This is a genomic window from Bacillus sp. FF-1 (assembly GCF_028548245.1).
In the GTDB taxonomy this organism is placed as follows: domain Bacteria; phylum Bacillota; class Bacilli; order Bacillales; family Bacillaceae_G; genus Bacillus_A; species Bacillus_A paranthracis.
In genome coordinates this window covers 396,536-421,260 of the sequence record NZ_JAQQGG010000002.1, presented here as the reverse complement: position 1 = coordinate 421,260, position 24,725 = coordinate 396,536, and the positions used below count along the sequence as shown (strand labels likewise).

Below are 24,725 nucleotides of genomic sequence, written 5' to 3'. Positions count from 1 at the left end.
TATACAATTTTAATGTATATTCTTCCAAAATAATCGGATTAGTAATTTTTAAAATGAATAAACATGCAAAAATGCACTATTTCGTCGTATATGTTACCAACGCTTTTTGAATGCTTAAAACACTATCGTCACCTTTAAATTCTTTCGTAATTGGCGTGCTCAAACTAGATACCCAAATTTTAAGTTCAGCGTCTAAATCAAAATGCCCAGCTGTTTCAATGCTAAATTGTGTAATGCTTTTATAAGGGATTGAATGATACTCAGTTTTTTTACCTGATATTCCTTGTTTATCTACTAAAATAAGACGACGATTTGTGAATACAATTAAATCACGAATTAATTTATAAGCATGTTCAACTTTCTCATCGTCTAACATAATCTTCTCTAAATCACGTTCTACACTTTCTGTACTCGTATTTGATGCATTTCCTAAAATACCGCTAAATAAACCCATAGGAAATTCCTCCTCCATTATTTGTGGAATGTGTTACTTATATTGTACCATGCAACTCGGTGTGAAGTTATGATATTACATTAGTAGTTTCTGGCTATTGTTGTAATCCTTTTATACAACCTCATCTTAATATCTTATGCTAATATGTAAGTAAGAAAAAAGAAGCAGAGGGATATAGCATGAAAAATATCGGTTTAGTATTAGAAGGCGGAGGAATGAAAGGTTTATATACTGCAGGCGTACTCGAATATTTTATGGAAAAGAACTTATTTTTCCCTTATGTAGTGGGCGTATCCGCCGGAGCTTGTATGGGAGCAACTTATTTATCACGTCAAAAAGGGAGAAATAAAAAAGTAAATACAGAGTTAGTAGCAGATCATCGCTATATATCTTATCGAAATTTAATTCGAAAACGTGAATTATTTGGAATGGATTTTTTATTTGATGAAGTACCGAATAAAATTGTACCGTTTGATTTTCAAACTTTCTTAAACTCAAATGAACAGTTTGTTATAGGAACGACTGACTGCAAATCAGGACAAGCTATTTATTATAATAAAGCAGAACACGGAAATGATATTTTAAAAATCATTCGTGCATCTAGCTCAGTACCGTTTATAGCGCCTGCTGTAGAATATGATAATCGAAAATTACTAGATGGAGGAATTATAGATCCTATTCCGGTTTTAAAAGCGCAAACTGATGGTTATGAAAAGAACGTTGTAATTATGACAAAACCAGAAGGATATGAGAAGCAACGAAATAAATTTTCTAGCCTAGCTAAAATTTTATATAGGAAATATCCGAATATCGCACAATCTTTAGTAGAACATTATCGTTTTTATAATGAGACGATATCTTATATGAATCAAATAGAACAAAAAGACAACTTTTATATTATTCAGCCTAGCGTACAGCTTCCAATAAGCGGAATAGAAAGAAGTAAAGAAAAGCTCGTTAATTTATATAATCTTGGCTATACAGATGCTCAATATCATTATGAAAACTTATTAAATTGGATAGAAAACTAAAGGGGTGGAAAGTTGAAGTTAGGAAAAAGGGTTATTTTTAATGAATTGCAGAAAATGCATAGTCCACTGCATAAACCGTTTCCGAATTGTGACATTCGAAAAATACGAAAAGATTTTAATAATATGTTTACAGAAGATGATTGTATAAGCGCTGATTTAAATTATTATTGGATGCATACAGCAGGTACTTTAAGTTACGTGCTTAATAATAATGAACAGGAGATTGTGTTCAATCAAATAAAGTGGCTAAGGAAATCTTTGTTTGAATGGTTTCCACAATATCGTTTTTTAGAAACAGAGATTATGAAGTATCCCATTTTGTATAGAGATTTCATGAATTATGAAAAGACTCGAAAGTTATTACTTTATTACCTTACTGATTAAAAACGTACAAGCGGTGCTACTTGTACGTTTTTTGTTCATAAAATATTCAATATTAACAACTTGTTCATGTAGGTATTTTAACGAGAAAAAAGAAGTACATATAGAGAATGTGTGAGGGAGGAGATAGAAGTTTGTTAGCTGTTTTCCTTTCAATTCATGTCCAACTCAAATATTTCGAGTAAAATTCGCTTCTAAATGGTATTATCAAATATCAAGAAAACTAATTTAGAAACGAAGAAGGGACAGGTTTAATATGGAAAACATATCAAATGTAGATAAAGTAGAATCAATTAAATCTTTACAGTCAACAATCCGTAAACTTGAAAATGCGCTATCTCAAATGACTCAAAAAGGCTCAAACACTACTTTAGTGAAAAAAAGACTCAAAGCAGCTAGTATCGGCTTAGCTATGTTAGAAAGTATTTGGAATCAAGAAACCCATCATTACACGCAAGAGGATTTAGCAGACGCTCGAAATGTTCTAATTGGTTTGCTTCCATCAATTGAAAAGATTTATGTTAAGTCAAAGCTCGGGAGTCCTCAAAGAACTCTTTTAGAAAGAAGAATAAAATCATTGGAACTTTCTATTCAAGCAATTGATCATTTTTCTAATCAATAACTTCTCTAAACACATAACTTACGACTACTTTTATATAGGGATTCTAATGAAAAACTACATATAGAATACTACAAAGGAGGAAGAGAGGTGACTACAATAATCAGTCCTAAGTTAGAGAAGCTTAAAAATCAATTAAAGAATGGAAACGAAAAAGCTCTTTATACTTTTTTGGATGAAATCAAGTCAAATCATACACCACTAGTAGAACAATGTCCTATAGATAATCAGTATAAACTTATAACGTATATATGGTTAGGTGATCAAAATACTGAAAATGTTTATGTAGTCGGTAGTTTTCCTGGTTGGGATCTGTCTGTAAATCAATTACAACGATTGTTACAGACAGATATTTGGTATGTTACGTTTAGGACGAATAAAAGGTTCATTTCAACTTATTATTTTACAGTAAATGATTTTTTCAAAAATGATTGGAGAAAGCGTAGTGAACAGTACCGACTAGACCCATTCAATGAAAATGTATTTGGAGAAGGTGCCAATAAAGCGTCTGTGTTAAAAATAGATATGGAAGTGCAGTATAGCAGTCGTTTTCCTTCAAATGATTATCCATCCGGAAAGATTGAAACATATTCTTTTTATAGTTCGATTTTAAATAACACACGTAAAATTCATATTTATACGCCTCATGATTATTCTCACACTTCACATCTTCAAGAACTTCTCATTGTATTTGATGGGAATTCATTCATTAATGACCTTTCAATCATAAAAACACTTAATTATTTAATTTACGAAAAAGAAATCCCATCGTGTATTGCTGTTGCCATAGATCCTGTTGATAGATTAGAAGAGCTAACTTATAACGATAAAATGAATACATTTTTAAGGAAGGAATTACTTCTGTGGATTCAGGCTAAGTATCGTGTGCATAAAGAAGCGAAACATACAACAATTGCAGGTTTCAGTCTTGGTGGCCTAGCAGCTTTTTATGCAGCACTTCAAAATCCATATATTTTCGGAAATGTGTTGTCAATGTCTGGATCCGTACATTGGGAAAAGGATAATTACGAAAATACAATTCCTTGGATTGAAAATCAAATTTCATCAATAGATTTTAATACGACTCATCTCAATTCTTACATAGCAGTAGGTGAACTTGAAAACGAACCTCTTTTAACGGCTAATAAACGGCTATATAGAGCTTTAGAAGAAAAGAAATACCAAACCACTTATGAAGAGTTTCAAGGCGGACATGATAGCGTGTGGTGGCGAGAAAAGCTATTCGATGGATTAAGGGCATTAGAACTTACAAAAACGACACTAAAAAATAAAAAGGAGAGAGAATCTATGAATCAAGAAGAACTAGATAAAAAACTAAAAAAGCAAGAGATTTTAGTAAAAGATGAGAAAGTTTGGTCCTATACGTATGAGGATCATATTAGTTCTATCGTTAAAGAAGCAGAAAAGAAAGGGTCTTTTGATAATTTACCTGGTAAAGGGAAACCACTGAATCTTGATAAAGATCTTTCGTACAATCCTGAAAAACAACTGTATAGAACTTTGAAAAATAATCATGTTTTACCTAGGTGGATTGAGATTTCAAAGGAAATTGATGACTTAAAAGAAAAACTAAAAGAAAATACAAATACTGCAGAAGCAGCGAATTTAATTCGGACTATTAATAAAAAGGTTTTAGAACATAATTTACTTTGTCCAGCAAGTGCGCAAAAAACGAGGGTGAAAACGGACTTTTAACAATTTTTCATGAAGCTATCTCTTGCTATATAATTAAGTAAGGCATTTTCAATTCATTATGAAAGGGAGGCAAATGTGATGAAGAATACGTATCAACTTCAAATTCCGAAAGAACTAGAGCAGTATCGTAGTATTTTAGAAGAAAGTGTAAAACCGTATATTAAAGTGTCTGGAACATTAGCAGAGACAACCCTTTTTGAAAGTAAGTTTGGTGGTTATCCGTATTTACCTATAGATCAAGAGCATCCTAAAGATTCAAATGGACAACCTATGATGTTACTTGCACAGTTAAACTTTGAAGAAATTCCGCATGTTGAATATATGCCCCAAAAAGGAATATTGCAGTTTTTCGTAAGTACTGATGATGAGCTTTATGGAGCAGATTTTGATCACCCAACAATCCAAAAAGACTTTCGAATTATTTATCATTCTACAATTACTGAAGATTTAAATAAGGTAATTACTGATTTTAGTTATTTAAACATTTTAGAAATAGAAGACTTTATCATACCTGAAGCGGCAAAATTACAATTTGAATTAGATTATCAACCCATAACATCTAGAGATTATCGATTTGAAAAGATGTTTAGTGAGGATATTGATTGGGAAGAAATTGTTGATGAAGAAAATAATACAGAATTAGGCGAACTGTATGATGATTTATGTAAAGATTTCGGACATAAAATTGGTGGTTATCCATTTTTTACACAGACAGATCCAAGGGAATGGGAAGAAAAATACCAACAACATGATATATTATTACTACAAATCGATACAGACGACTCATTAAATATTATGTGGGGAGATTCTGGTGTTGCTAATTTCTTTATTAAAAAAGAAGATTTGTTAAATCTAGATTTTTCCAATGTTATTTACAACTGGGATTGCTACTAAAAAGATATAAATGAAATACTAGCAAGCTAAAAAATCTTCCTGAAGGTGAGGGAGATTTTTTTATGTTAAAAATAAACGTTATGTTAACTAGAGTGTAAGATAATACGAATAATAAAAGTCAAGCGTAAATAACAGAAATAACAAGAAATAATGTAAAGTTGTAAAACGTGTGTAAATAGCAATAAATTTATAAAGTACAACATAAAATAAAATTATTAATTTATATTTTGTAAAAAGATTTTTCCGCATAAAAAAATTGTTACTGATCAAAAATGTTTTTGATTCGTTAAATCTTAATCAATAATCGATTAAGATTTGCTGTGATGAATTTATAAATAAAAAAAAGATAAAAAACTGTATAAATGCGTTTAAAGAAGATTTTATGTGAATCTCACTAAAAATCTCTGTTTCGTCTCATTAAGTATAGTTTACTTGGGTTTTGATACCTGGTATTACTTCGTTTCTATAACTGCCTATAATATATATTATGTTAACTGGATAAAAGTAATAAACTTATTATATGTTAGTTTATATTGTTACGCTTCCCTTTTCATCAGATTCATTCTGTATAATCAATTGTGTGCTTATTTGTTGTTGTTTTATGAGTTGTTGATGATAATGTCTCCAGATATAAATTATATTTAAGACAATAAAAAATGCAATTCGTTTTAAATGAACACATTAAACGAATTGCATGGATATGATTCATAATAAGTTTTTAAAATTAGTTTGCTACAGCAATTGCTTCGACTTCAATTAATAAGTTATCGTTAATTAACTTTCTAACTTCGACAGCTGAACTTGCCGGTGGATTATTAGTATCAATGTATTGATCTCGAATATCTCTAACAACGGCCATTTGAGAAATGTCTGTTAAGAAAAATGTTAATTTTACTACATCATTGAAATTTAAGCCTGACGCTTCTAATGCGATTTTAATATTTTCAAATACTTGTCGTGTTTGTGTAGCTAAATCATTAATTCCAACAATTTGACCGTCTATATTAATTGCTACTTGTCCAGATATGTAAATCGTTCGTTTAGCGTTACTAACTTCCACTACATGTGAGTATCCAAAAGTTGGTGGCATCGTTTCTGGATTGATAAATTTCTTTTGCATGGCTCTTCTCCTCTTTGAATATCTTATTTTCTTTATATTAGATTTTAAATTCAAATTTTACCGTTCAGCTGCTACATTTGTAAAAGTATATTAACACTTTAATTTAAAGTTATTGATGGATTATGTACGTTTGATTTTTTTGTGTGCTTGTTATAATTACACCTTGTTTTATTAATTCTTCAGTTACTTTTGTATAGAAAAAGTGATACCACCAGATAAAAAACTCTTCATAAGTAATTTCTTTTGAGTATCTGCTGCTGGCAAAGTATTGTTTTAAAGGTTTATCGTTTTCATTGAATAATAAGACTAAATCTTCACTGATTGTGTTTGCAATTTCGTTAAGTATAAATAAGTCTGTTGGTTTAAATACAGGGATAACAGGTTGTGAATTTTGATATAAGCCTAATTTTTCGTAAACTACGTTTAAATGTAAGTCTTTTTGTCTATCTGCTGCTACGAAACCTTTTACTAATTGTTTTTTCTTATAATTAATATCGGTACTATTGTTTTGAAAATATTCTTTAAATGTTTCGTTATCTGCTGTTATTAAATTTAATGTTGAATATCGAGAATTTCCATAAAGACCAATTTGAACTTCTCCTAAATCTAAATACGTATTACCATACATCCCGAAAGCCTCTATATCTGTTAGTTCTTGTTCTTGAATAGCATAATAATATCGTTTCTTATTTCTTAAAGGTCGTTTCTTTTTTAAATAGTTTTCTTCAATGTAATTTATTTGTCCAAAATCTAATAACACACCACTATACAATAAAAGACTATAAGATTCTCTAGATAAATGATTAAACGTGTCGATTCTTTTTGAAATATCTTCAATATGACTTGAATAGTTTTCAAAAATCTTAAGTGTTGGTTTAATTAGAGGTTCACAAAGATTATAAAGCTTTTCTCCTTCACAAACTGTTATAATCATACACGTTGGATAGTACCTCCCTCCTATTTGTTTCAATAGCCCCTCTGCTTCTAATAAATTAACGCGCTTTTCAAATTCATCATTCGTCCAATTTAACATCATTTTTATAGCATTTGACTCAAAACCAAGATGAATCAATACAAGTAAATATTGAAGTTTCGTTCCTTTTATTTTTATAGATGGCGAATTATCTCCAGACGAAATCATTTTTGCTTCATAAGCTGTATGTAATATATTCTCCGGACTATTATTAGTGAACATTTCATATTCTCTCCCTTACTAATAAATTCATTATAAAATCTATGTATTTATTAAGTTCTATAAACGAAAATGAGTGTCCTCTAATAATCCCAAATTAAAAACCTTAGCATAGATATACTAAGGTTCCTTACATTTTTATAATGAATGAATTCTTTCATAGTCTTTTTTAAATTGATTATCATTTTTTAACCAACTTTTAAAAGTTGGTTCTTTTATTTCTAAAATGGAACAAGTTTTAGCGATACATTTATTTTTCATATATTCCTTAAGGAAATTTTGTTTTCTCTGCTTAACAGCAGCTTAAGTTCTTTTTAGCTTTCGATCTTTTAATTGATCTAGACTTAGACTTTCTTTCTGAAATTCTTTATATTTTCTATGCAGATAAATATCTTTATCTTTATAAATCCACTTTGGAAATAGTTGTATTGGTTTTCTTCCGGTTAAAATGACGCGATAATGTTTATTTTGATTTAGTAATTCGGCTGGTAAATTATGATTTTGTAGTACCTGATTTAAAGAATTCATAAAGCTATATGATCCTCCTACAAAGCTTACTGTATAAGTTTCATACTTGACGTAACCATCCCCATCAAAATATCCACGAACAAAATGATGTAAATATTCTTCTGGTACGAAAGGGAATTCAATGTTAAAAGATTTACATGGCATAATTCCATGTATGTTCATAAGGTCATCTTTTATTGTTTTGCTATTAATATTTAGCATATATACACCTGTTTTTTTGTTTTGGTATAGCGGCTGATTTGTTTTTAGTTCTTTTTTTATGTCTTCTAAAATATAACTTTCTTTTTGTGATATACTGACGCATTGATTTTCTTTTGGTATAACACCGTCAGCTGCTATAAACCCTAAAATATAAGCCATGTTATTTGACCACGTTTTAAAATAATCTTCTGTTATGTCATACTTTCTCTTCCAGCTCCCTATAGTGCGCCTTGGCACGTTGCTGTCTGATAGAACCATACGAATATACCTTGCAGACACATTAGCAAGCGTAGCTATTTCTGAGGTACTCTTCCCTTCTGTATATAGCTGCGTTATTTCAGATTTTGATAGTTTACATTTTGATTTCTTTTTTCTCTCTATTTGCACTTACATCCTCCCCTTCCTTTTAATAATTAGGGACATATTTTCTTCTATAACATATAACAAAACGTATGTTCTTTGTTACTTGTAAGAAGAAATTTACTAAATTAAAACAATTTACATTTACTTAGTATTCGTTTTATCTGCTGCTGCATGGTTTTTATTTTGTATATAAGAATAATGAATTTGACAAATTTATTAAATGTACTGCAATTACGGTGAAAGGTAAAATGATTTCGTTTAAACTACAAATAGCCACAGTTTGGAGATGCCTCTTCCCCGTTTCCTCTGTTTAATAGTAAACGTTATAGTGGTGCTTTTTCTTTAGAGCATGAAGATCTTCAAGAGATTGATGCAAAATACGGTCCATTCGATCTTACGTTAATGGAATGCGGGCAATATGATCCAAGGTGGTCTGCAATTCATATGTTGCCTGAAGAAACAGTACAAGCTCATATTGATGTACAAGGAGAATTACTTCTTCCGATTCATTGGGGTGCTTTTACATTAGCATTACACGAATGGAGTGACCCGATAGAACGTGTTACGAAAGAAGCTAACCGTTTAGGAGTTAAAATTACAACACCTCAAATTGGCGAATCTATTACGTTAAAATCTACAGACTATCCTAGGTATGCTTGGTGGCAAAAAGTCTAATTATAATAAAAAGCGAATCGTCTTATATAAAAGATTCGCTTTTTACTTATTGATTATAATGTATCGTTGACAAACTGATTAAACTTGTCTATTTCTTCAACAAATGGATTATGATTACTTTCTTCAAATTTAGTTAATGTTGCGTTCGGGATTAAATTTGCTATTTCACGAGAAAATATGTAGGGACATTGTGCATCATGCTTACCACAGTATATAAAACTTGGGATTTTTACGAATTTAAGTTTCTGACGAACATCATAATCTTTATATTCAACTTGTCTAAAATAATTTAACCGATTGCCAACTGTCTTTCCGCTATTTGGCAATTTTAATGCCTCTTCAAGCTTTTCTTCAGAATAAAAAGACATAAGTGCCCACTCTCTACTTAATGCTTTTCTTTCTTCTTGTACTGTACTATCATCATTTAATGCATTCATAATTGATACGATTCTATTAAATTTTACATTTTCACTACAATATATACTATCTTTATGAGATGCATATTCCTTGCTCGCCGCTGCGCCACCAACAATTATTTTCGTTAAACTTTCTTGTGCTTCAGTCGCATATACAAGAGCTAACATCCCTCCTGTCGAATGACCAGCAAACCCCCACTTATTAATATATAAAGCTTCTCGAATCGCTTCTAAATCTTTAATCGTTTCGGTCATACTATATTCAGAATCAGTTTTAGCCAAATCTGAATTGCCACATCCTTTTAAGTTAACTAAATATACGCTATAATGGTCAGTAAATGGGTTTGCAAAAGTATTTCCATTATCATTATACTCACTATACAAATGAGTAACGCAAAGTGGAGGTCCTTCTCCCTTTAGAAAATATTCAAACTTTCCTCTTGGAGTTTTGATAATATTTGTTGTCCACATATCGAATCTCCTATCTGAAATTTTCATTTTCTCTTAGTTTGTTATTTATAAGCGAATAGTATTATATAAAGAAGTAAGTAACCTATCCTGCTTAACCAATTTCTGATTCCTATAATTTATTAATTTATGATTAGATAAAATAAAATTATGCTCTAATATGAATTCATTGTGGAGCACTTCAACTAAAAATTTAGGTATCATCTCTCCTACGCCGTAATTATAATCACTAAGAATCCAAGAAATCTCTTTCCAATCTAGAATTCCTTCTGAGACTTTTTTTGGAGTGTGATATATAAATTCATGAAGTAACTCTACTAGATAAACATACATTCCGCCAGAATATGAAGAATCCTCCCATGTAATAATGCCTTTAAATTGAATTTGATCATGCGTAACTTTTATATTAGTCTCTTCTTTTATTTCACGAATGGCATTTTCTAAAGGTGTTTCGCCCTTTTCTATCTTTCCTCCTACACCATTCCATAATCCTTTTACCGGATCATATTCTCTATTTAACATAAGTATCTCTTCATTTCTTTTTATAAAACATAAAGTGTGCTTGTACATAACGTGATTCCTTCCTCCGTTTTTAATAAGCTCTTACTGGAGATATAAGATGGATTGCTGCAGAGTGTGTCCCTGCTTCAACTAATATCGGTCTCATAGAACCGCTGAAACTTAAAGTAACCGTTTCTTCTTTTATTGCCCTTAAAGCATCCAACATAAATCGTCCATCGAAAGATATATTGAATTGTTTTTCACCTTGAATTACATCTATCTGTTGTGTCTCAGATATTTTTCCAATCTGAGAAGCATTAGAAGAAACTTTAATTGTAGATTCATTTACAATTTCTAAGTTAACATTGTTATTTGCCCATTCACTTGCTAATAAGCTTGATCGATCTACCCCTTGTAACATTCTTTGTCTATCTATGTTAATGACTGTTTGAAATTCATTTGGAATTAAACTAGATATATTAGGATATTTCCCTTCAATTAATCTTGAATATAATGTAGTTGTGCCGAATGTAAAAATAATGTGGCTTTCTGATAGATAAATAGAAACGAATTCTAAATTGCTGTTCATTAATTTTAAAAGTTCATTAATGGTTGCACTTGGTACAATACAATTCGCTTTCACATTAGTAGAAATTAATGTTTCACGTATAGCTAGTCTATGAGAGTCAGTTGCAGCGCATATTAATTTGTTGTGGTCTAACTCGATATGTACGCCAGTAAGAACGGGTCTAGATTCATTTTTCGCTACTGCAAAGACTGTTTGTTTAAACGCATCAATCAATTGTTTTGTTTCTATTTGTATTTCTGCATGATCGTCTATTTGTGGTACGTTAGGAAATTCATTCGCTGGAAAACTATTTAAGTTTAATGTGATTTCTTCTGATTGTATGGTAATTGTTTGCTCATTCTTACTTTTTATTACTATATCGCTTGGCATTTTCTTTATAATTTCAATGAAGTATTTTGCAGGTACAACAATTGTTCCTGCTTTTAAGGTAGTCGTAATTTGTTCGTCATCCATGGAACTAGGGATGAATTTTTCGATGAAAATATTTGAATTACTTGCGATTAAAGTAATTCCAGATTGATCTGCAGTTATTTTTATACCGGATAGTATAGGAATTATAGCTTTCGTAGATATTGCTTTACTTACTTCTGAAAGTGCTTGAGTGAAATGTTTATGATTAACGATAAACTCCATTTTTTCCCCGCCTTACATGAAATGATAGTTTTATGAAGATTGATGAATGATTGTTCCGTTAAAAAAGTAAGGTACTGTTTCTTTCTTTTGTAATATATTTAATAAGTGTTCTGGTATACGTAAATGCGGTTCTGCTCTATGTAATTCCATCCAAGTAATCTCTTCAATTTCTTTTGGCCTTGTTATATTTGTTTCCCCGCCGATTATTTCACCTAAAAAATTAAAGAATATTGCATGGTGTCCTCTCTCCTCGAAAAAAGCTTCGCTAATGTAACAAATACCATTTACAGTTATATGTAGACCGGTTTCTTCTTTTACTTCTCGAATGACTGCCTCCTCTAACGTTTCTCCTAATTTAACTGCACCACCTGGTAGTGTGTAATAAGAACCATTCTTCCCTTTGTTTTTTACCATTAAGATCTTTTCATTTGTTTTATCGTATAAAAGCGCATATGTAACATTTACTTTTTTCATCTAAGTCCACCTTCAATAACGAGAATTTTCTGTCTTTGTTACATTCTACCATTTAATCGTTTTAAAATATAAAAAAATTAATAGAGTATTTCATTTATCTACCCTTAGTAAAGGTAATAATTGATCCCCCTTCATTTCTAAATAAAAAGAACGTATTTTGAAAGTAATTATTCAACGTACGCTCTTTATGATTTGATTGATTCATTTTGGGATTCTATATATTTTCTAACCTTTTTTCCAAATAGTATCGATTATGCCCTTTAGGGTGATCTTCACTTACTCCAATTACTTTATATCCATGTTTTTTATAAAAAGCAGGTGCCTGAAAGCTAAAAGTATCTAAATTGATTAGGCTACACTCTTTTTCAAGTGCAAATTCTTCAATAAGTTTTATTAACTTGGTTCCATAACCTTCGTGTCTATATTCTTCAGAAACCCATAAGAAATCAACATGTACGTGGTGCCAAAATGTAATTCCAGTTATTCCGCCTACTATTTCTTCATTTTCATTTTTCACTATAAAACTAATTTTTTCTGAAGGCTTTTTCTCTTCATCTGAAATATGTTTTTGATTATATTCAATTACTTTTTCTCTTATGTAATCACTATCTTCTTGGACCCATTGTTTTACTATTTTCATTTTAATTATCACGCTCCTTTTAAAGTATCTATTCAATTTAATAATCGTAATATCCTGTCTAACTTAATTGTCGTAGTGCAATGTTTCATTTCACTAAAATTTAAAAAAGCCGTACTACATTTTATTTGTAGTACAGCTTTTTACCGCGTTTGATTCTTTTTACTTAAAACTTCCATTAGTTTGAACGTATTAGTACAATAATTCAATTGTATTACTGCGAAAAAGAATGAACATTCCTAAACCAATTAGAACAATTGGAACGATAATATGACAATTTCTCTCAAGTACTTTAGCTAAAATAGGAGCTCTTAACAATGTGTAGCTAATAAAACACCATATTGCTATCATGCAAAAAAAGATAATTAATGTAACGAAATTTGCTTCCAAGGATTGACTAGTGAACATTGGTATATAAATTGAGATATTATCAGCTCCATTAGCTAATGTAATCGCAGCTACTTTAAATAATGAGCCAGAAGTGTTATCAATGACTTCATTACTTTTGTTAGAACGAAGCGAGAATAGTCCTTTAATCCCCATATAAATTGGCACGAATCCTAATAATCCGATCCACGATATAGGAATGAAAAAAGAGCTTAAGAAACCAATAATACTTAGAAAAATAATTACACTAAACCCCAAATATTGTCCAATAACAATATAAAGTTCTTTTATCTTAGTTTTCCCCTGGAAAGTTCTATCTTCTTCCTTACATACTCCTGTCTTTACTTGTGAAAATAAAACAAGGAGTATAAAAATATCATCAATATTTGTTGAAGTAAATGCAATAAAAGAAGAAATTATAGTTGTAACCAAAATAAGCCAACTACCTTTATAATGAAATGTATGCCTACTAGCGAAGCGGATTAACTGTAGTTTTTTATCAATATTTTGATTCTTTTATAAAACAATATGAATATTTTACTTATCTGCTACTTGATTCGTTAATAAATAAACAACTTTATTGCTTCTCAAATCATTTCATTTTAAATTAAGTAAGTGTATTCTTCCTACACAATGGCTAAAAAGGGAAAATTAAATGTTGTGTAATATAAAAAGAGCCCTTTATGAGGACTCTTTTTAAACTTAAGCTACTTTTCGATATAAATGTTGTGTTTCTTTTTTCTTTTCTGCTTTTGGTGGACGAATTAAAATAGATATAATGAAAGAGATAACAGAAAGAACGCCGATTATAATAAAGGTTGGTTCAAATCCTCCAAGAAGCGCCCCGATGAATGATCCTGCAAGTGCACCAAATCCGAAACCTTGGTATACAATCCCATAATTTGTACTATGGTTTTTTAATCCGAAGAAATCTCCAACAATAGCTGGGAATATAGTGATATTACCGCCAAAGCAAAAGGCAACACTTGCTACACATGCGAAATATATGCCGTAATTTAGCGGAATGAAACTTAATGTAAAGACTGACAATCCAATGATAATAAACGTTGCAGAAACGATTTTCATTCGACCTATTTTATCTGATAACGTTCCAAGAACGATTCTACCTACAGTGTTAAAAATCGCAATCATTGCGACGGCATTAGCAGCGGTTGCTGCGCTAAGTCCAACGAGCTGCACTCCGATATCTTTGACCATACCGATTAAATATAGACCGCCCATACACGATGTGAATAGCATAAAAAACAAAAGATATACTTGTTTCGTTCGCATCATTTCACGAGGTGTATAATCATTGTGTAAAGTCTCAGCTACAGTGTTACTTACTATTGCTTCACGTAAGAAGAACGATCCGATTAATACTAAAAGTAAGACGATAATCCCCCAATATAAAAAGGCTTGTGATACACCAAGGCTGTCGATCAGATTTCCGTTTATATATCTAAAGATTAAGCTGCCCATTCCATATGCTGATACAGATATACCTGAAATAAGCCCTTTCCGATTCGGAAACCATTTAATTAAATTAGATAATGATGTGATATAAGCAGTTCCATCGGCATAACCAACTACTACACCAGCTAATAAATATAGTAATGGTAAGGAGGAAACTTGTGAACTTAGTATTAAACCGAGTCCCAGCACAATCCCTGCAGTAGCGATGAGTTTTCGAAGCCCTAATTTTTGCTGTAACTTTCCTGCAAATAATGTTGAAAATGATAAAGAGAAGCTTGTAATGGAGAAAGTTATAGCAACTGAATTAAGGTTCCATCCAAACTTACTTACAAGGGGCTGATTAAATAAACTCCATGTATAAATTGTTCCAAGGCCAATTTGAACAATGATTGTACCTAGAACAATTAGTAACGGATTTATAGAAGTTTGTTTCATACTAACTGTCCCCTTCTTTTATCGTGACATGAATTTTCACAGTTAGTATAACCATCCTAAAAAGCAAGATACTGCATGAAAAATGGAAATTGAATTCATGTACACAAAAAGACACTCCATTATGAAGTGTCTTTCTGCAGGTTATATTAGATTTACTTAAAGAAAGCTTTGTTAAGATAAGACATTTTCAAATGCTTATGTATATAGAATACCAAAAGATTTCTGTCATGAGATGGGACTTAAGATGTATTTTTCATTCATCATATAGTCGGATAAACGAAAAATTAATATTCAATTTCATCAAAATCTTTCGGCTGCGGTACCGTTTGCATATTAGCTGCATCTTTTGGATCACTATAAATTGCATTTTGTTCTGTATTTACATCTTTTATATTTTGCTTTTTATTTTTGTTCACTTTATCTTTCACTTTCAATCACTCCTTTTTGTTATAGGAGTAATTATTCCCTATTACTGTTACGAAATGTATCAACGACTAAATTACTAAATTCACGTAAATAATATAAATAATTATCACCGCCGTAGTTGTATCTTTTATTATACATTTTCGCAACAACTACATTATATTCAGGTATTACTAATATAGTTGGTCCCGTAATTCCTAATATTTGATACGAGCCTTTTGGTACACGTTCGCCTAGTTCACTTAATTGTGCAGGTTCATTTTGAACGAACCAAAACAAGCCATTTTGTGGTAGCTCTTTATTTGCATATGTTGGACTCTGCAAACTCGTAGCGATTTTTATAACTTCTTTTGGAACAATTTGTTTATCATCTATCATACCTTGATTTAAATGAAGGTTGCCCCACTGTGCAAATTCTCTAGCGGAGACAAACAGATTTTTTTCAGTACCGTCATCTACTGTACCAATTTCACTAATTGCGTCTTTATTTGGATCATCAACAACTGCAACTAAATTATCATCTTGCTGTATTCTCCATCCTGTTTCTTGGAAATTAGCAGGTTTAAACACACGCTCTTTTAACAATTCAGGAAAACTTTTGTTATATAGCTGATAAATAAGACGTGTCATCATTCTTACATTAATATCTCTATACGCCCATCCTTGCCCCGGTTCAAATTCACGAAAAATTATCCCGTCATTCGTTTCTTCTAATCCGTGCGAATGTGTTACTAAATTTCTTATCGTCGTTTTACTAAGCAATACAGGATCAAAGTCTTTAAAATATTTTATCGCTTCATCATCAATAGAGTTTATTTTCCCCTCGTAAAGCGCATACGCTATCATTAATCCTAAATAACTTTTTCTAGCAGAAGCAACGTTAAATTGTGAAGATGCTGTTACTTTCTTGCTTGTAGATGTATTTGAGTGATAGCCACTATAATGCTCCAGTACAATTTTGTTATCTTTCATTATGCAAAGCGCTGCTGCAGAGCTATGGTTTTGTTCTTTTATATTTTCTACCCAAGAAATCAACTTATCATATGTATACAAATAAATCCCCCTTAATACACATAAAAATTACAGCTTGAAAGAAAAGTGCAAAATAGTTTTCACACCTTTCCTTCAAGCAAAATATCTTTGATGTTCTATACTTAAATGATCCACCAGTTCCAGCAATTAAAGCAACCGAAACATCCAGCGCATCCTATGCATCCGCCGCAACGACCTGCACAACCACCACATCTGCCGCCACATCCGCCACAGCGTCCACCACAACCTCCGCATCCGCCGCAACGACGTGCATCGTCTTGAATGTAGTAGTATGGATATTGACTTTGTTGTTGATCCCAATACACAACATTACCAGTTTGATAATCATTAAGGTTTAATGATTGTAGTTCTTGTTGAAACTGATTCATTATGAAACCCCTCCATTTATAAATATAAATTCCGTCCACATATTGAAGTTAATAAATTTTAATAAACAAAGTAGAAACAAATGGCTATATACTTGAATACGTACATCAACAAAATATGAACTTACACTAGGTGATGTACCTTGTTTTTCAGCCTATTTTCTTAATCACTTTTTGCTGGACGAATTTATTATTAATAGAGGTTTTTAAAAATTACTAATCCAACAGTTTAGTAGTTCATCACTTAATTTTCTTTCTAGTAACTCTTTAACTGAAGGTTCTGGCATGATTTTATAAGTATGTAAAGCTTCTTGATTATAATCTATCCAGTGAAACGCCAAATGAGATTCTTTAGATTTTGGTATGAAATCAATATGTAGCTCTTGTGAATCTATCTCAAAAATATGATTGATTTCATGGTGAAGAACTTCTCGATCTTGCCATCGGTTTTCTATGACTCCTAAAAATTGTTTTATACTACAATTTACTCCGAGCTCTTCCCTTAGTTCTCTTATTAATGCATTCTCAGCTGATTCGCCAACTTCAACATGACCACCTAGTAAAAAATAATGATGGCCAATATATTCAGCCACTAACAATTTTTTATCCTTAATCATAACAGCTCGTACAATATGATGAAATTTATTGCTCAATTGCTATTCCTCCCATTCATTTATTTTATATTTGATTAAAATAGTCATTTAATATCGGGATAATATAAATCATAGGTGTTTCATACGGATGAATTTCGTTAATAACTTCAAGTGCATCCTTTACAAGATCCCGTTTGCACTTTATTTCAATTTTACATTCTTGCCCTTCACAAATCTGACCAATTTCCCCGTTAAAAGGCGCATCACCTTTTAACGGTCTCCAGTATCCTTTCACAGAACTATAGGACAGACAATGATCATATTCTCCCGTTTTACAAGCACCAATTTTATTTAACTCATTCCTCAACATTTCAATGTATTCTTCAGGGATAAATACTTCAATTTTGACTTCAGTAAATTGCATAATTCATTTCACACCTTTGCTACATAATAATTAAACGAATAAGCGATATACTTGCTCGCCATCATAATCATGTCCCAATGACTGAAAACCGTAACTTTCATATAGTTTCTTTGCAGAGATATTATCTTTATGTACTGTTAATCTAATTTCTTTACACGCCTTAAACGTATTTTTTATTAAATATATACTTTCTTGTAATGCTGCTTTTCCATAACCGTTACCTTGCTGCTTTTGATCGATAATAAATCCGTTTATCCAATACATATCAGTTGTTTCTTTTACAACAGCATGCATAACAAAACCAACCATTAGATCGCCATTGTATATCGCAAATGGTTGGTATTCTACAGCGTCCCCATCTGGTTTTATATATACTTTAGCAAGTGAAACTGCTACAGCCGGAACAAATTTCCTTTGATTTTCTTTAACTTGTAACTTTAATGCATCTTCCCAATTCTCTCTCGTAACAACCTTTAACTGGATATTCAATATGGTAAGCTCCTTTATAAAAAGAATGTATTTATATATTCAACGCAATAAAATAATTCCCTGTTTCTTAATTTTAAGAAACAGGGAATTATCACTTCTAAAAAATCTATCCAGTTATATCGCTGTACTTTTCACTTCGAATATTTTTCTTTAATGATACATGCGCTATTAAAACTCCAAGTATAGTAATTACTCCACCAACTACCGAAATAAAAGTAGGTACTTCACCTAACCATACCCAAGCTATAAAACAAGCAATTACTGGCGTTAAATATAGAGAGCTTGTTGCCTCGGAAGCACCAGTATGAGATATAATATAGGCCAATGCAATATACGGGAGTACTGTTGGAAATAAACCTAAATATATAACGCTCAAATTCACTTCAAGAGGAGCCACCAGTATTTCTTGATACATTCCCGGTAAGAAAATAAGCATACATACCGTACTAGATAAAATTGTATATATGGTAAATGGCAAGAAGCCGTACTTTTTTAAGTACGATGTTTGAAAAACGAAAAATAGACTTTCTGAAACGGCTGCTAATAATATAAATAATCCCCCGCTATTAAATTGAATAGCCCCCCCTTGACTAAATGATATGAAAGCAATTCCTATAAAGCTAATTACACCACCGATCCATCCATTTGCTTTCATTTTTTCATTTAAAAAAACAAAAGCAAGAATTGCCGTTACTATAGGAGTAACTGAAACGATTAAACTTGCCGATCCAGCATTTACTGTTTTTTCACCATAGTTTAATGCAATGTGGTAAAAAGTAAATCCTAAAGCACCAAATAAAAAAATCGCTGGAATATCTTTTAGATTAGGTAATCGTAGTTTGTATAAAAACGAAAACAAAAGAAGTATGAATGAAGCGATTAACAAACGAAGTAAAGTAAGATGTTCAGGTGTGTAAGATTCAAGGCCCATACGAATTGCCGGAAAGGCCGTTCCCCAAATTAAAATTGTAAAAGAATGAGCACATATAATTCGATAATCCCATTTTTTATAATTCATGTTTTCTCTCCCCCTTCAAACCAACCACTTTATAATTACCAATTATTTCTTCCCATCATATTTAATAGTTGATACAATGTCTTCAACCAGTTTTTTATCGTAAAAACCAACCACTTGGCATTTTTCAAGTGAGCGAAGGAGTTTTTTGATGACCACTAGTAAAAAACTACCTAAGTATCAGCAGATAGTAGATTATATGAAAGAAAAAATTGAAAATGGAGAATGGCCAATTGGAAGTAAGATCCCTAGTCAAAGGCAGTTAGCGAAATTATTTCAAGTAAATCGCAGCACTGTAATAACTGCACTAGATGAACTTATGGCTGATGGATTGATTCAAGGGAAAATTGGAGCAGGAACAATTGTAACGAATAATACATGGTCATTATTAGCAACAAATCCACCACCTGATTGGAGTGAATATGTAAAGGCTGGTATTCATAAACCAAGCAAGTTAATGGTACGAGAAATAAATGAAGCAGAAGCAAATAACAAACTTATCCATCTTAGTAAAGGCGAACTTTCTCCTCATCTTTTTCCATTAGAAACGATGCAGTCCATTATGAAGAAAGTAAGTGAGGAATTAGACTATTTTGGATATGAGGAACAAAAAGGGTTTTATCCGTTACGTGAAGCAATAAGTAAATACGTAAAATCATTTGGAATACAAGCATCACCGGGTTCCATATTAATCGTCTCGGGTGCATTACAAGCATTGCAATTAATATCAATTGGTCTTTTACATAGAGAGTCTACCGTTTTACTTGAACAACCTTCTTACTTATATTCACTTCATGTATTTCAATCAACAAATATAAATCTATCTGGTATATCTATGGATCCTCACGGTATATTACCTAACGAGTTATTAAAACGAATTAAATACAGTCAGAAGAAAAATATTTTATACTCAATCCCTTGTTTTCAAAATCCAACAGGGGTATTAATGTCTAAAGAGCGAAGAAAAGAAATATTAAAAATATGCGAAAAGGAACAGTTACCTATTATTGAAGATGATATCTATCGCGAGTTATGGATTGATGAACCACCACCAGTGCCTTTAAAATCAAGGGATAAACATGGACATGTATTATATATTGGTAGTCTCTCTAAGACACTTACCCCAGGACTTAGAATTGGATGGATTATTGGACCTGAACCAGTTATTGATAGATTATCAGATATAAAAATGCAAACAGATTATGGATCGAGTTCATTATCTCAAAGAGTTGCTGCTGAATGGATAAATAAAGGTTTTTATGAGGAACATGTTGCAAACGTAAGAATTAAACTAAAAGAACGAAGACAAATAATGATACAAGCTTTAGATAAGTATTGTGCAGATATTGCCACCTGGGATATTCCTAGTGGTGGATTTTTTATATGGCTAAAGGTAGTACCTAGCATTCCGATGAAGAAATTATTTTCAAAGGCACTATCAAAAGGGATTCTATTAAACCCGGGACGTATCTATGAAGAAGAAACAGATCGATACATTCGTTTATCATATGGATATGCTTCTCCAGAGCAAATGACTAACGGTATTAAATTGTTAAGCGAATTAATTCGTAAGTTAATGACATAATAAAAACTCCTCTTTTTCCATAGAGGAGTTTTTGTGTATTTTATTTACCACAACCGCATTTCCTGCCCCAACACAATAAGTCCTTCATAAGGATCCCCGTCAATGTTTAATACTTGAGCAAAAGCAGGTTCTGTTTTTAAACCGTTCTCTTTTAAGCGAATAATTTCTTCTCTTATATGTGGATGTTGCATTAATAACATGTGCTCTACTATCATATGTCTATATGCATTTTGGTTGCGCACTGGCTTAGGCTGAGCAAATAATTCAAATTTAAAACCTTCAAATTCAAAATTTACTTTTATCGATTCAGTATTTTTAATTTTTTTCTTTTTTATTTTGAATCCTTCATAAGAGCCATATAAAGATCTCATTTCTTGTTCAAAAACATCAAAGTTATGTACTTCCATTACTATATCTAAGTCAGATTGAAGCGTATCAATTCTTATAGGTATAGTCCCACAAAGAACGGGATTATATAAAGCTAAATCCTCCATGATGTTTAGTTTATTCAAAACATCATAAACCTTTTGTTGCTTGTCATTCCCTGATTGTAAATATGTAATAGATGTAAACATGGAAGTCTCTCCTTCATTTCACGTAATACGTGACTCACTAAATTCAAGAAAATTTGTTCTAAGAGTACCTTTATTTCAATATATTAAGACGAATAAACGATATGTTTCAACTTTTCTCCTATACTGCAATACTATAAAAATAAAAAAGGAGGAATTATTATGAGTATTTTCAATGTTCTTTTAACCATCCACATTTTATTTGGAACAATATGTTTAATTACCGGTATTGTAGCGATGGTTGCTCAAAAGAAGAAAGGGAAACATACGGAATGGGGCGAAATATATCATGCATCCTATGTTGTCATTACCCTCACTGCAATTATATTATCCATTATAAACTGGGATAAAATCGCATATTTATTTTATGTAGCAATTTTCTCTTATGCTTTTGCGATTTATGGATACCTAGCACGAAAAAAACGCTGGAAAAATTGGATCCACCACCATATTAGAGGTATGTTAGGTTCTTATATAGGTGCGGTAACCGCACTTTTAGTAAACGTCGGCATTCATATCCCCTTAATTAATTTACTGCCACCTATATGGTTTTGGTTTTTACCTACATTAATCGGTATTCCTCTCGTAGCCAGTGTATCAAAAAAATATAAAAAGCGTAGTTAAAATTCATTACATTTTCGTTACTTTCTGATGATTATTATAAAACATTATACTCAATGTAATATTTTATTAATAAATTCAAAATTGTACTGCTTTAAGTTAGTCACTTATAGCTAAATAAAAAGAATCCAATAAAGTATTGGATTCTTTTTCGAATTTCATTTTAATGTAGGCTCTATGTATTCAATAATGTTACCATCCGGATGACGAATTATCATTTTCATACCTGTAGGTACTTGTATTGGTTCAGTAATCATTACGCCGTTATAGTTTAAGATTAGTTCTTTTACTTCGTTGAGATCATCAATTACGATCGTTGCAGCAACATGATTCTTAATTGTTTCATTTAATTCTTCAATTAAAAGTAAATTTGTAAATCTAATTACATGCGTTCCATTCATTTGAAATTCCTGTGGTTTTTCTTGCTTTAATAGTATTTTGTAAAATTCTAGATGAGTTTGTAAGTCTGAAACATAGAGGCGTGGAACAACAGCTAATATATTCATCCTACTTACACTCCTTTTTATTTTAACTAGATTAATTATATATTAATCGAAAATTTCTATAAACTATTACGTTAAAAATAGTATCTTTTAATTAAACTTCAAAACTGAATATAATCGATCCGGATAATTCGTAAACATCCCGTCAACTCCCCATAATATTAACTTTTTCATGTCTGCTTCATTATCTACAGTAAATGGATGAACTTCTAATCCGTGTTTCTTTATTTTCTTTACATAAGCTGCATCAATATATTTGTAGTTCATACCAAGACCTATGCAATATGTACTATACTTCTCTATTTCTGATTCAGTTAATTGAACTGCTTTTTTGTAAGATAGTAATTGGACTAGAGGTATATTAACATGTAAACTATGTAGCTTTTGCAAACTTTCTTCACTAAATGATTGAATAATAACTTTATCCTGTATTTCATAGTGATTGATAATTTCTAATAACTTTTCTTCCATTCCTGGATATTCATCAGGTGATTTGGTTTCAATATAATAGTTCGCGTGATGCCCAAACATTTCAATTATTTCTTCTAGTGTTGGAACTTTAGCATTTTCATATTCTTTCTTTGCTAAATTTGGATACTTTTTATTGTAAGTAGAACCTGCATTTAATTGCTTTAATTCCTCTAATGTATGTCCCTTAACTAGCCCTGTACCATTTGTAGTACGATTTACTGTTTCATCATGCATAGCTACTAAATATCCGTCTTTTGTCATTTGGAGATCTATTTCTATATAATCTGCTTTTAATTGTTGTCCTAATGTATAAGCTGGTATTGTATGTTCCGGCGCATACGCAGAGGCGCCTCTATGTGCAATATTTTTTATGTGATTTGATTGATTAATAGCTTTCGTGTACTTAAGTTCATTTACTTTATGATAAACAAAAGTACCTATTAATAGAAAGGCGCAAATGATTGTAACGATATAAATCTTTTTCATAATGATGTATTAGCTCCTACATGAAAGCAATTTGGCTTGGATAATTTATTCAAATAAATGTCGATTTTCAAATACAGTCATTTGTCCAACAGATTGAAAACCAGCTTTTTTATAAATAGTAATCCCATCAGGTGAAGCTTGTAATACGCATTGAGCAACGTTTAATTCCTTTGCTTCTTGCAGCAAGTAATGAAACATAGTAGAACCAAATCCTTTTCCTCTCATTTCTTCTTTCGTTGCTATATCATAAATACCAATACTATCTTGTGTACACACTAATGAACCAACCGATACGACTTCATCTTTATAAAACCCTAAGTATAGTTTCATATTTTCACTATTCCATAAATGGAAAGAAGCAGTTTGATTGTAGAATGCTTGTACATGTATACCTTCCTCGGATGTACCAAATAGACTAGCTAACGCTTCTCCAAACTTTTTAATTTGTCCTGACGAAGATGCTTTTTGTATTGTAAAACCTTCTGGCAAGTTTGTTGTTGGATGTATTGTATGTAAGTTTGCTACCATCGCGATATTTTGTTCTGCTTCTTTTAATCCAAGCTTTATTAATTCATTCTTTATATTACCCTCTAGCTTCTCATCCCAAAACCAAACACTCATTGGATATTTCTTTTGATTATAGTACGCTACCTCCTTATATAATTTCTCGATATTTTCCGTTACATTATTGTTTAGTAAAGTAATGATATTAAATGTATCTGCAGGTAAACCACAGTCGACAGCGATGTAATCCTTCGTTTCTTTCACATTCATTCCCTGTGCCTGCCGCGCAATATATGAAGTTTTATATGTAAAATTATCTATTAGTAACTTTTTAAAATTCATTCATTTTGCCCCTTTCATAAAAATTCAAATTCGAATCTTTCAGTATTAAATATAACATATAAGAAATATACCTATTTCTATAAAAATAT

General features: G+C 31.3%; 28 protein-coding genes and 2 pseudogenes. 8 read left to right on the top strand and 22 right to left on the bottom strand.

The annotated features are described in order from the left end of the window. Positions 1–76: 76 nt before the first annotated feature. A complete protein-coding gene (locus PQF83_RS07545; RefSeq protein WP_000522480.1) occupies positions 77–454 on the bottom strand; it encodes a PH domain-containing protein in 378 nt (125 codons plus the stop codon). Between the two features lie 179 nt (positions 455–633). Between PQF83_RS07545 and PQF83_RS07540 the strand changes: the two genes are divergently transcribed. From PQF83_RS07540 to PQF83_RS07520, 5 genes are all read left to right on the top strand, one after another. Continuing rightward, positions 634–1,485 carry a patatin-like phospholipase family protein gene (locus PQF83_RS07540; protein WP_000789271.1) on the top strand — a complete coding sequence of 284 codons (852 nt, stop codon included), beginning with the start codon at positions 634–636 and terminating at the stop codon, positions 1,483–1,485. A 12-nt stretch (positions 1,486–1,497) separates the two neighbouring features. Beyond that, positions 1,498–1,869, top strand: coding sequence for a YxiJ-like family protein (locus tag PQF83_RS07535; protein WP_000765967.1), 372 nt, complete (start codon positions 1,498–1,500; stop codon positions 1,867–1,869). Positions 1,870–2,122: 253 nt separating this feature from the next. Then, entirely contained in the window at positions 2,123–2,488 is a 366-nt protein-coding gene (locus PQF83_RS07530) for a hypothetical protein (protein WP_000428034.1), read from the top strand. An 87-nt stretch (positions 2,489–2,575) separates the two neighbouring features. Continuing rightward, positions 2,576–4,201: a DnaJ family domain-containing protein gene (locus tag PQF83_RS07525; protein WP_000207492.1), complete on the top strand. Its 1,626-nt coding sequence runs from the start codon at positions 2,576–2,578 to the stop codon at positions 4,199–4,201. Between the two features lie 78 nt (positions 4,202–4,279). Then, a complete protein-coding gene (locus tag PQF83_RS07520; protein ID WP_000799784.1) occupies positions 4,280–5,095 on the top strand; it encodes a YwqG family protein in 816 nt (271 codons plus the stop codon). Positions 5,096–5,819: 724 nt separating this feature from the next. Here the strand turns inward: PQF83_RS07520 and PQF83_RS07515 are convergent. The 3 genes and pseudogenes from PQF83_RS07515 to PQF83_RS07505 all read right to left on the bottom strand — a co-directional run bounded on the left by PQF83_RS07515 (position 5,820) and on the right by PQF83_RS07505 (position 8,523). Further along, positions 5,820–6,215 (bottom strand): RidA family protein, encoded by a 396-nt coding sequence (locus tag PQF83_RS07515; protein WP_001169703.1) that lies wholly within the window; start codon positions 6,213–6,215, stop codon positions 5,820–5,822. A gap of 109 nt (positions 6,216–6,324) precedes the next feature. Next, entirely contained in the window at positions 6,325–7,410 is a 1,086-nt protein-coding gene (locus tag PQF83_RS07510) for a hypothetical protein (RefSeq protein ID WP_000494909.1), read from the bottom strand. 135 nt (positions 7,411–7,545) lie between these two features. After that, a pseudogene (locus PQF83_RS07505) lies at positions 7,546–8,523 on the bottom strand (LAGLIDADG family homing endonuclease). A 249-nt stretch (positions 8,524–8,772) separates the two neighbouring features. Here PQF83_RS07505 and PQF83_RS07500 point away from each other — a divergent pair. After that, positions 8,773–9,174 (top strand): annotated as a pseudogene (locus PQF83_RS07500) (MBL fold metallo-hydrolase); the annotation flags it as partial. Positions 9,175–9,227: 53 nt separating this feature from the next. On the opposite strand, the gene PQF83_RS07495 reads toward PQF83_RS07500, so the two are convergent. From PQF83_RS07495 to PQF83_RS07430, 14 genes are all read right to left on the bottom strand, one after another. Beyond that, positions 9,228–10,061: an alpha/beta fold hydrolase gene (locus PQF83_RS07495; RefSeq protein WP_000269889.1), complete on the bottom strand. Its 834-nt coding sequence runs from the start codon at positions 10,059–10,061 to the stop codon at positions 9,228–9,230. Positions 10,062–10,106: 45 nt separating this feature from the next. Then, complete coding sequence (locus PQF83_RS07490) at positions 10,107–10,628, bottom strand: NUDIX hydrolase (RefSeq protein WP_000276526.1); 522 nt, start codon at positions 10,626–10,628, stop codon at positions 10,107–10,109. A gap of 22 nt (positions 10,629–10,650) precedes the next feature. Further along, a complete protein-coding gene (dnaN, locus tag PQF83_RS07485) occupies positions 10,651–11,781 on the bottom strand; it encodes a DNA polymerase III subunit beta (protein ID WP_000394454.1) in 1,131 nt (376 codons plus the stop codon). Between the two features lie 30 nt (positions 11,782–11,811). Continuing rightward, on the bottom strand, positions 11,812–12,255 hold the full coding sequence (locus PQF83_RS07480; RefSeq protein ID WP_000757639.1) for an NUDIX hydrolase: 444 nt from the start codon (positions 12,253–12,255) through the stop codon (positions 11,812–11,814). A gap of 214 nt (positions 12,256–12,469) precedes the next feature. Continuing rightward, a complete protein-coding gene (locus PQF83_RS07475; protein ID WP_000706719.1) occupies positions 12,470–12,895 on the bottom strand; it encodes a GNAT family N-acetyltransferase in 426 nt (141 codons plus the stop codon). Between the two features lie 189 nt (positions 12,896–13,084). Then, positions 13,085–13,711 (bottom strand): cadmium resistance transporter, encoded by a 627-nt coding sequence (locus PQF83_RS07470; protein ID WP_000258891.1) that lies wholly within the window; start codon positions 13,709–13,711, stop codon positions 13,085–13,087. A gap of 270 nt (positions 13,712–13,981) precedes the next feature. Then, positions 13,982–15,190, bottom strand: coding sequence for an L-lactate MFS transporter (locus PQF83_RS07465; RefSeq protein ID WP_000815154.1), 1,209 nt, complete (start codon positions 15,188–15,190; stop codon positions 13,982–13,984). Between the two features lie 284 nt (positions 15,191–15,474). Beyond that, entirely contained in the window at positions 15,475–15,618 is a 144-nt protein-coding gene (locus tag PQF83_RS07460; RefSeq protein ID WP_000653680.1) for a hypothetical protein, read from the bottom strand. Between the two features lie 31 nt (positions 15,619–15,649). Next, on the bottom strand, positions 15,650–16,666 hold the full coding sequence (locus tag PQF83_RS07455; protein ID WP_000288913.1) for a serine hydrolase domain-containing protein: 1,017 nt from the start codon (positions 16,664–16,666) through the stop codon (positions 15,650–15,652). Between the two features lie 101 nt (positions 16,667–16,767). Continuing rightward, positions 16,768–17,034, bottom strand: a complete 267-nt coding sequence (locus tag PQF83_RS07450) for a heterocycloanthracin/sonorensin family bacteriocin (RefSeq protein WP_001071388.1) — start codon at positions 17,032–17,034, stop codon at positions 16,768–16,770. A 203-nt stretch (positions 17,035–17,237) separates the two neighbouring features. After that, on the bottom strand, positions 17,238–17,684 hold the full coding sequence (locus tag PQF83_RS07445; protein ID WP_000066164.1) for an NUDIX domain-containing protein: 447 nt from the start codon (positions 17,682–17,684) through the stop codon (positions 17,238–17,240). Positions 17,685–17,709: 25 nt separating this feature from the next. Next, a complete protein-coding gene (gene cutA, locus PQF83_RS07440; protein WP_001160785.1) occupies positions 17,710–18,048 on the bottom strand; it encodes a divalent cation tolerance protein CutA in 339 nt (112 codons plus the stop codon). 30 nt (positions 18,049–18,078) lie between these two features. After that, entirely contained in the window at positions 18,079–18,537 is a 459-nt protein-coding gene (locus PQF83_RS07435) for a GNAT family N-acetyltransferase (RefSeq protein WP_001025608.1), read from the bottom strand. 106 nt (positions 18,538–18,643) lie between these two features. After that, positions 18,644–19,555 carry a DMT family transporter gene (locus PQF83_RS07430; protein ID WP_001107013.1) on the bottom strand — a complete coding sequence of 304 codons (912 nt, stop codon included), beginning with the start codon at positions 19,553–19,555 and terminating at the stop codon, positions 18,644–18,646. A gap of 145 nt (positions 19,556–19,700) precedes the next feature. Here PQF83_RS07430 and norG point away from each other — a divergent pair, with 145 nt between their 5' ends. Continuing rightward, positions 19,701–21,137 (top strand): efflux pump transcription regulator NorG, encoded by a 1,437-nt coding sequence (gene norG, locus PQF83_RS07425; RefSeq protein ID WP_440017518.1) that lies wholly within the window; start codon positions 19,701–19,703, stop codon positions 21,135–21,137. 44 nt (positions 21,138–21,181) lie between these two features. Here norG and PQF83_RS07420 read toward each other — a convergent pair whose 3' ends face one another. Beyond that, entirely contained in the window at positions 21,182–21,712 is a 531-nt protein-coding gene (locus PQF83_RS07420; protein WP_000495173.1) for a DUF4269 domain-containing protein, read from the bottom strand. A 159-nt stretch (positions 21,713–21,871) separates the two neighbouring features. Between PQF83_RS07420 and PQF83_RS07415 the strand changes: the two genes are divergently transcribed. Then, positions 21,872–22,333 carry a DUF2306 domain-containing protein gene (locus PQF83_RS07415; RefSeq protein WP_000021777.1) on the top strand — a complete coding sequence of 154 codons (462 nt, stop codon included), beginning with the start codon at positions 21,872–21,874 and terminating at the stop codon, positions 22,331–22,333. A gap of 155 nt (positions 22,334–22,488) precedes the next feature. Here PQF83_RS07415 and PQF83_RS07410 read toward each other — a convergent pair whose 3' ends face one another. The 3 genes from PQF83_RS07410 to PQF83_RS07400 all read right to left on the bottom strand — a co-directional run bounded on the left by PQF83_RS07410 (position 22,489) and on the right by PQF83_RS07400 (position 24,636). Further along, positions 22,489–22,836, bottom strand: a complete 348-nt coding sequence (locus PQF83_RS07410) for a VOC family protein (RefSeq protein WP_001022864.1) — start codon at positions 22,834–22,836, stop codon at positions 22,489–22,491. Positions 22,837–22,923: 87 nt separating this feature from the next. Continuing rightward, complete coding sequence (locus PQF83_RS07405; RefSeq protein ID WP_000725530.1) at positions 22,924–23,790, bottom strand: glycerophosphodiester phosphodiesterase; 867 nt, start codon at positions 23,788–23,790, stop codon at positions 22,924–22,926. Between the two features lie 45 nt (positions 23,791–23,835). Next, positions 23,836–24,636: a GNAT family N-acetyltransferase gene (locus tag PQF83_RS07400; RefSeq protein WP_001009625.1), complete on the bottom strand. Its 801-nt coding sequence runs from the start codon at positions 24,634–24,636 to the stop codon at positions 23,836–23,838. Positions 24,637–24,725 lie beyond the last annotated feature (89 nt).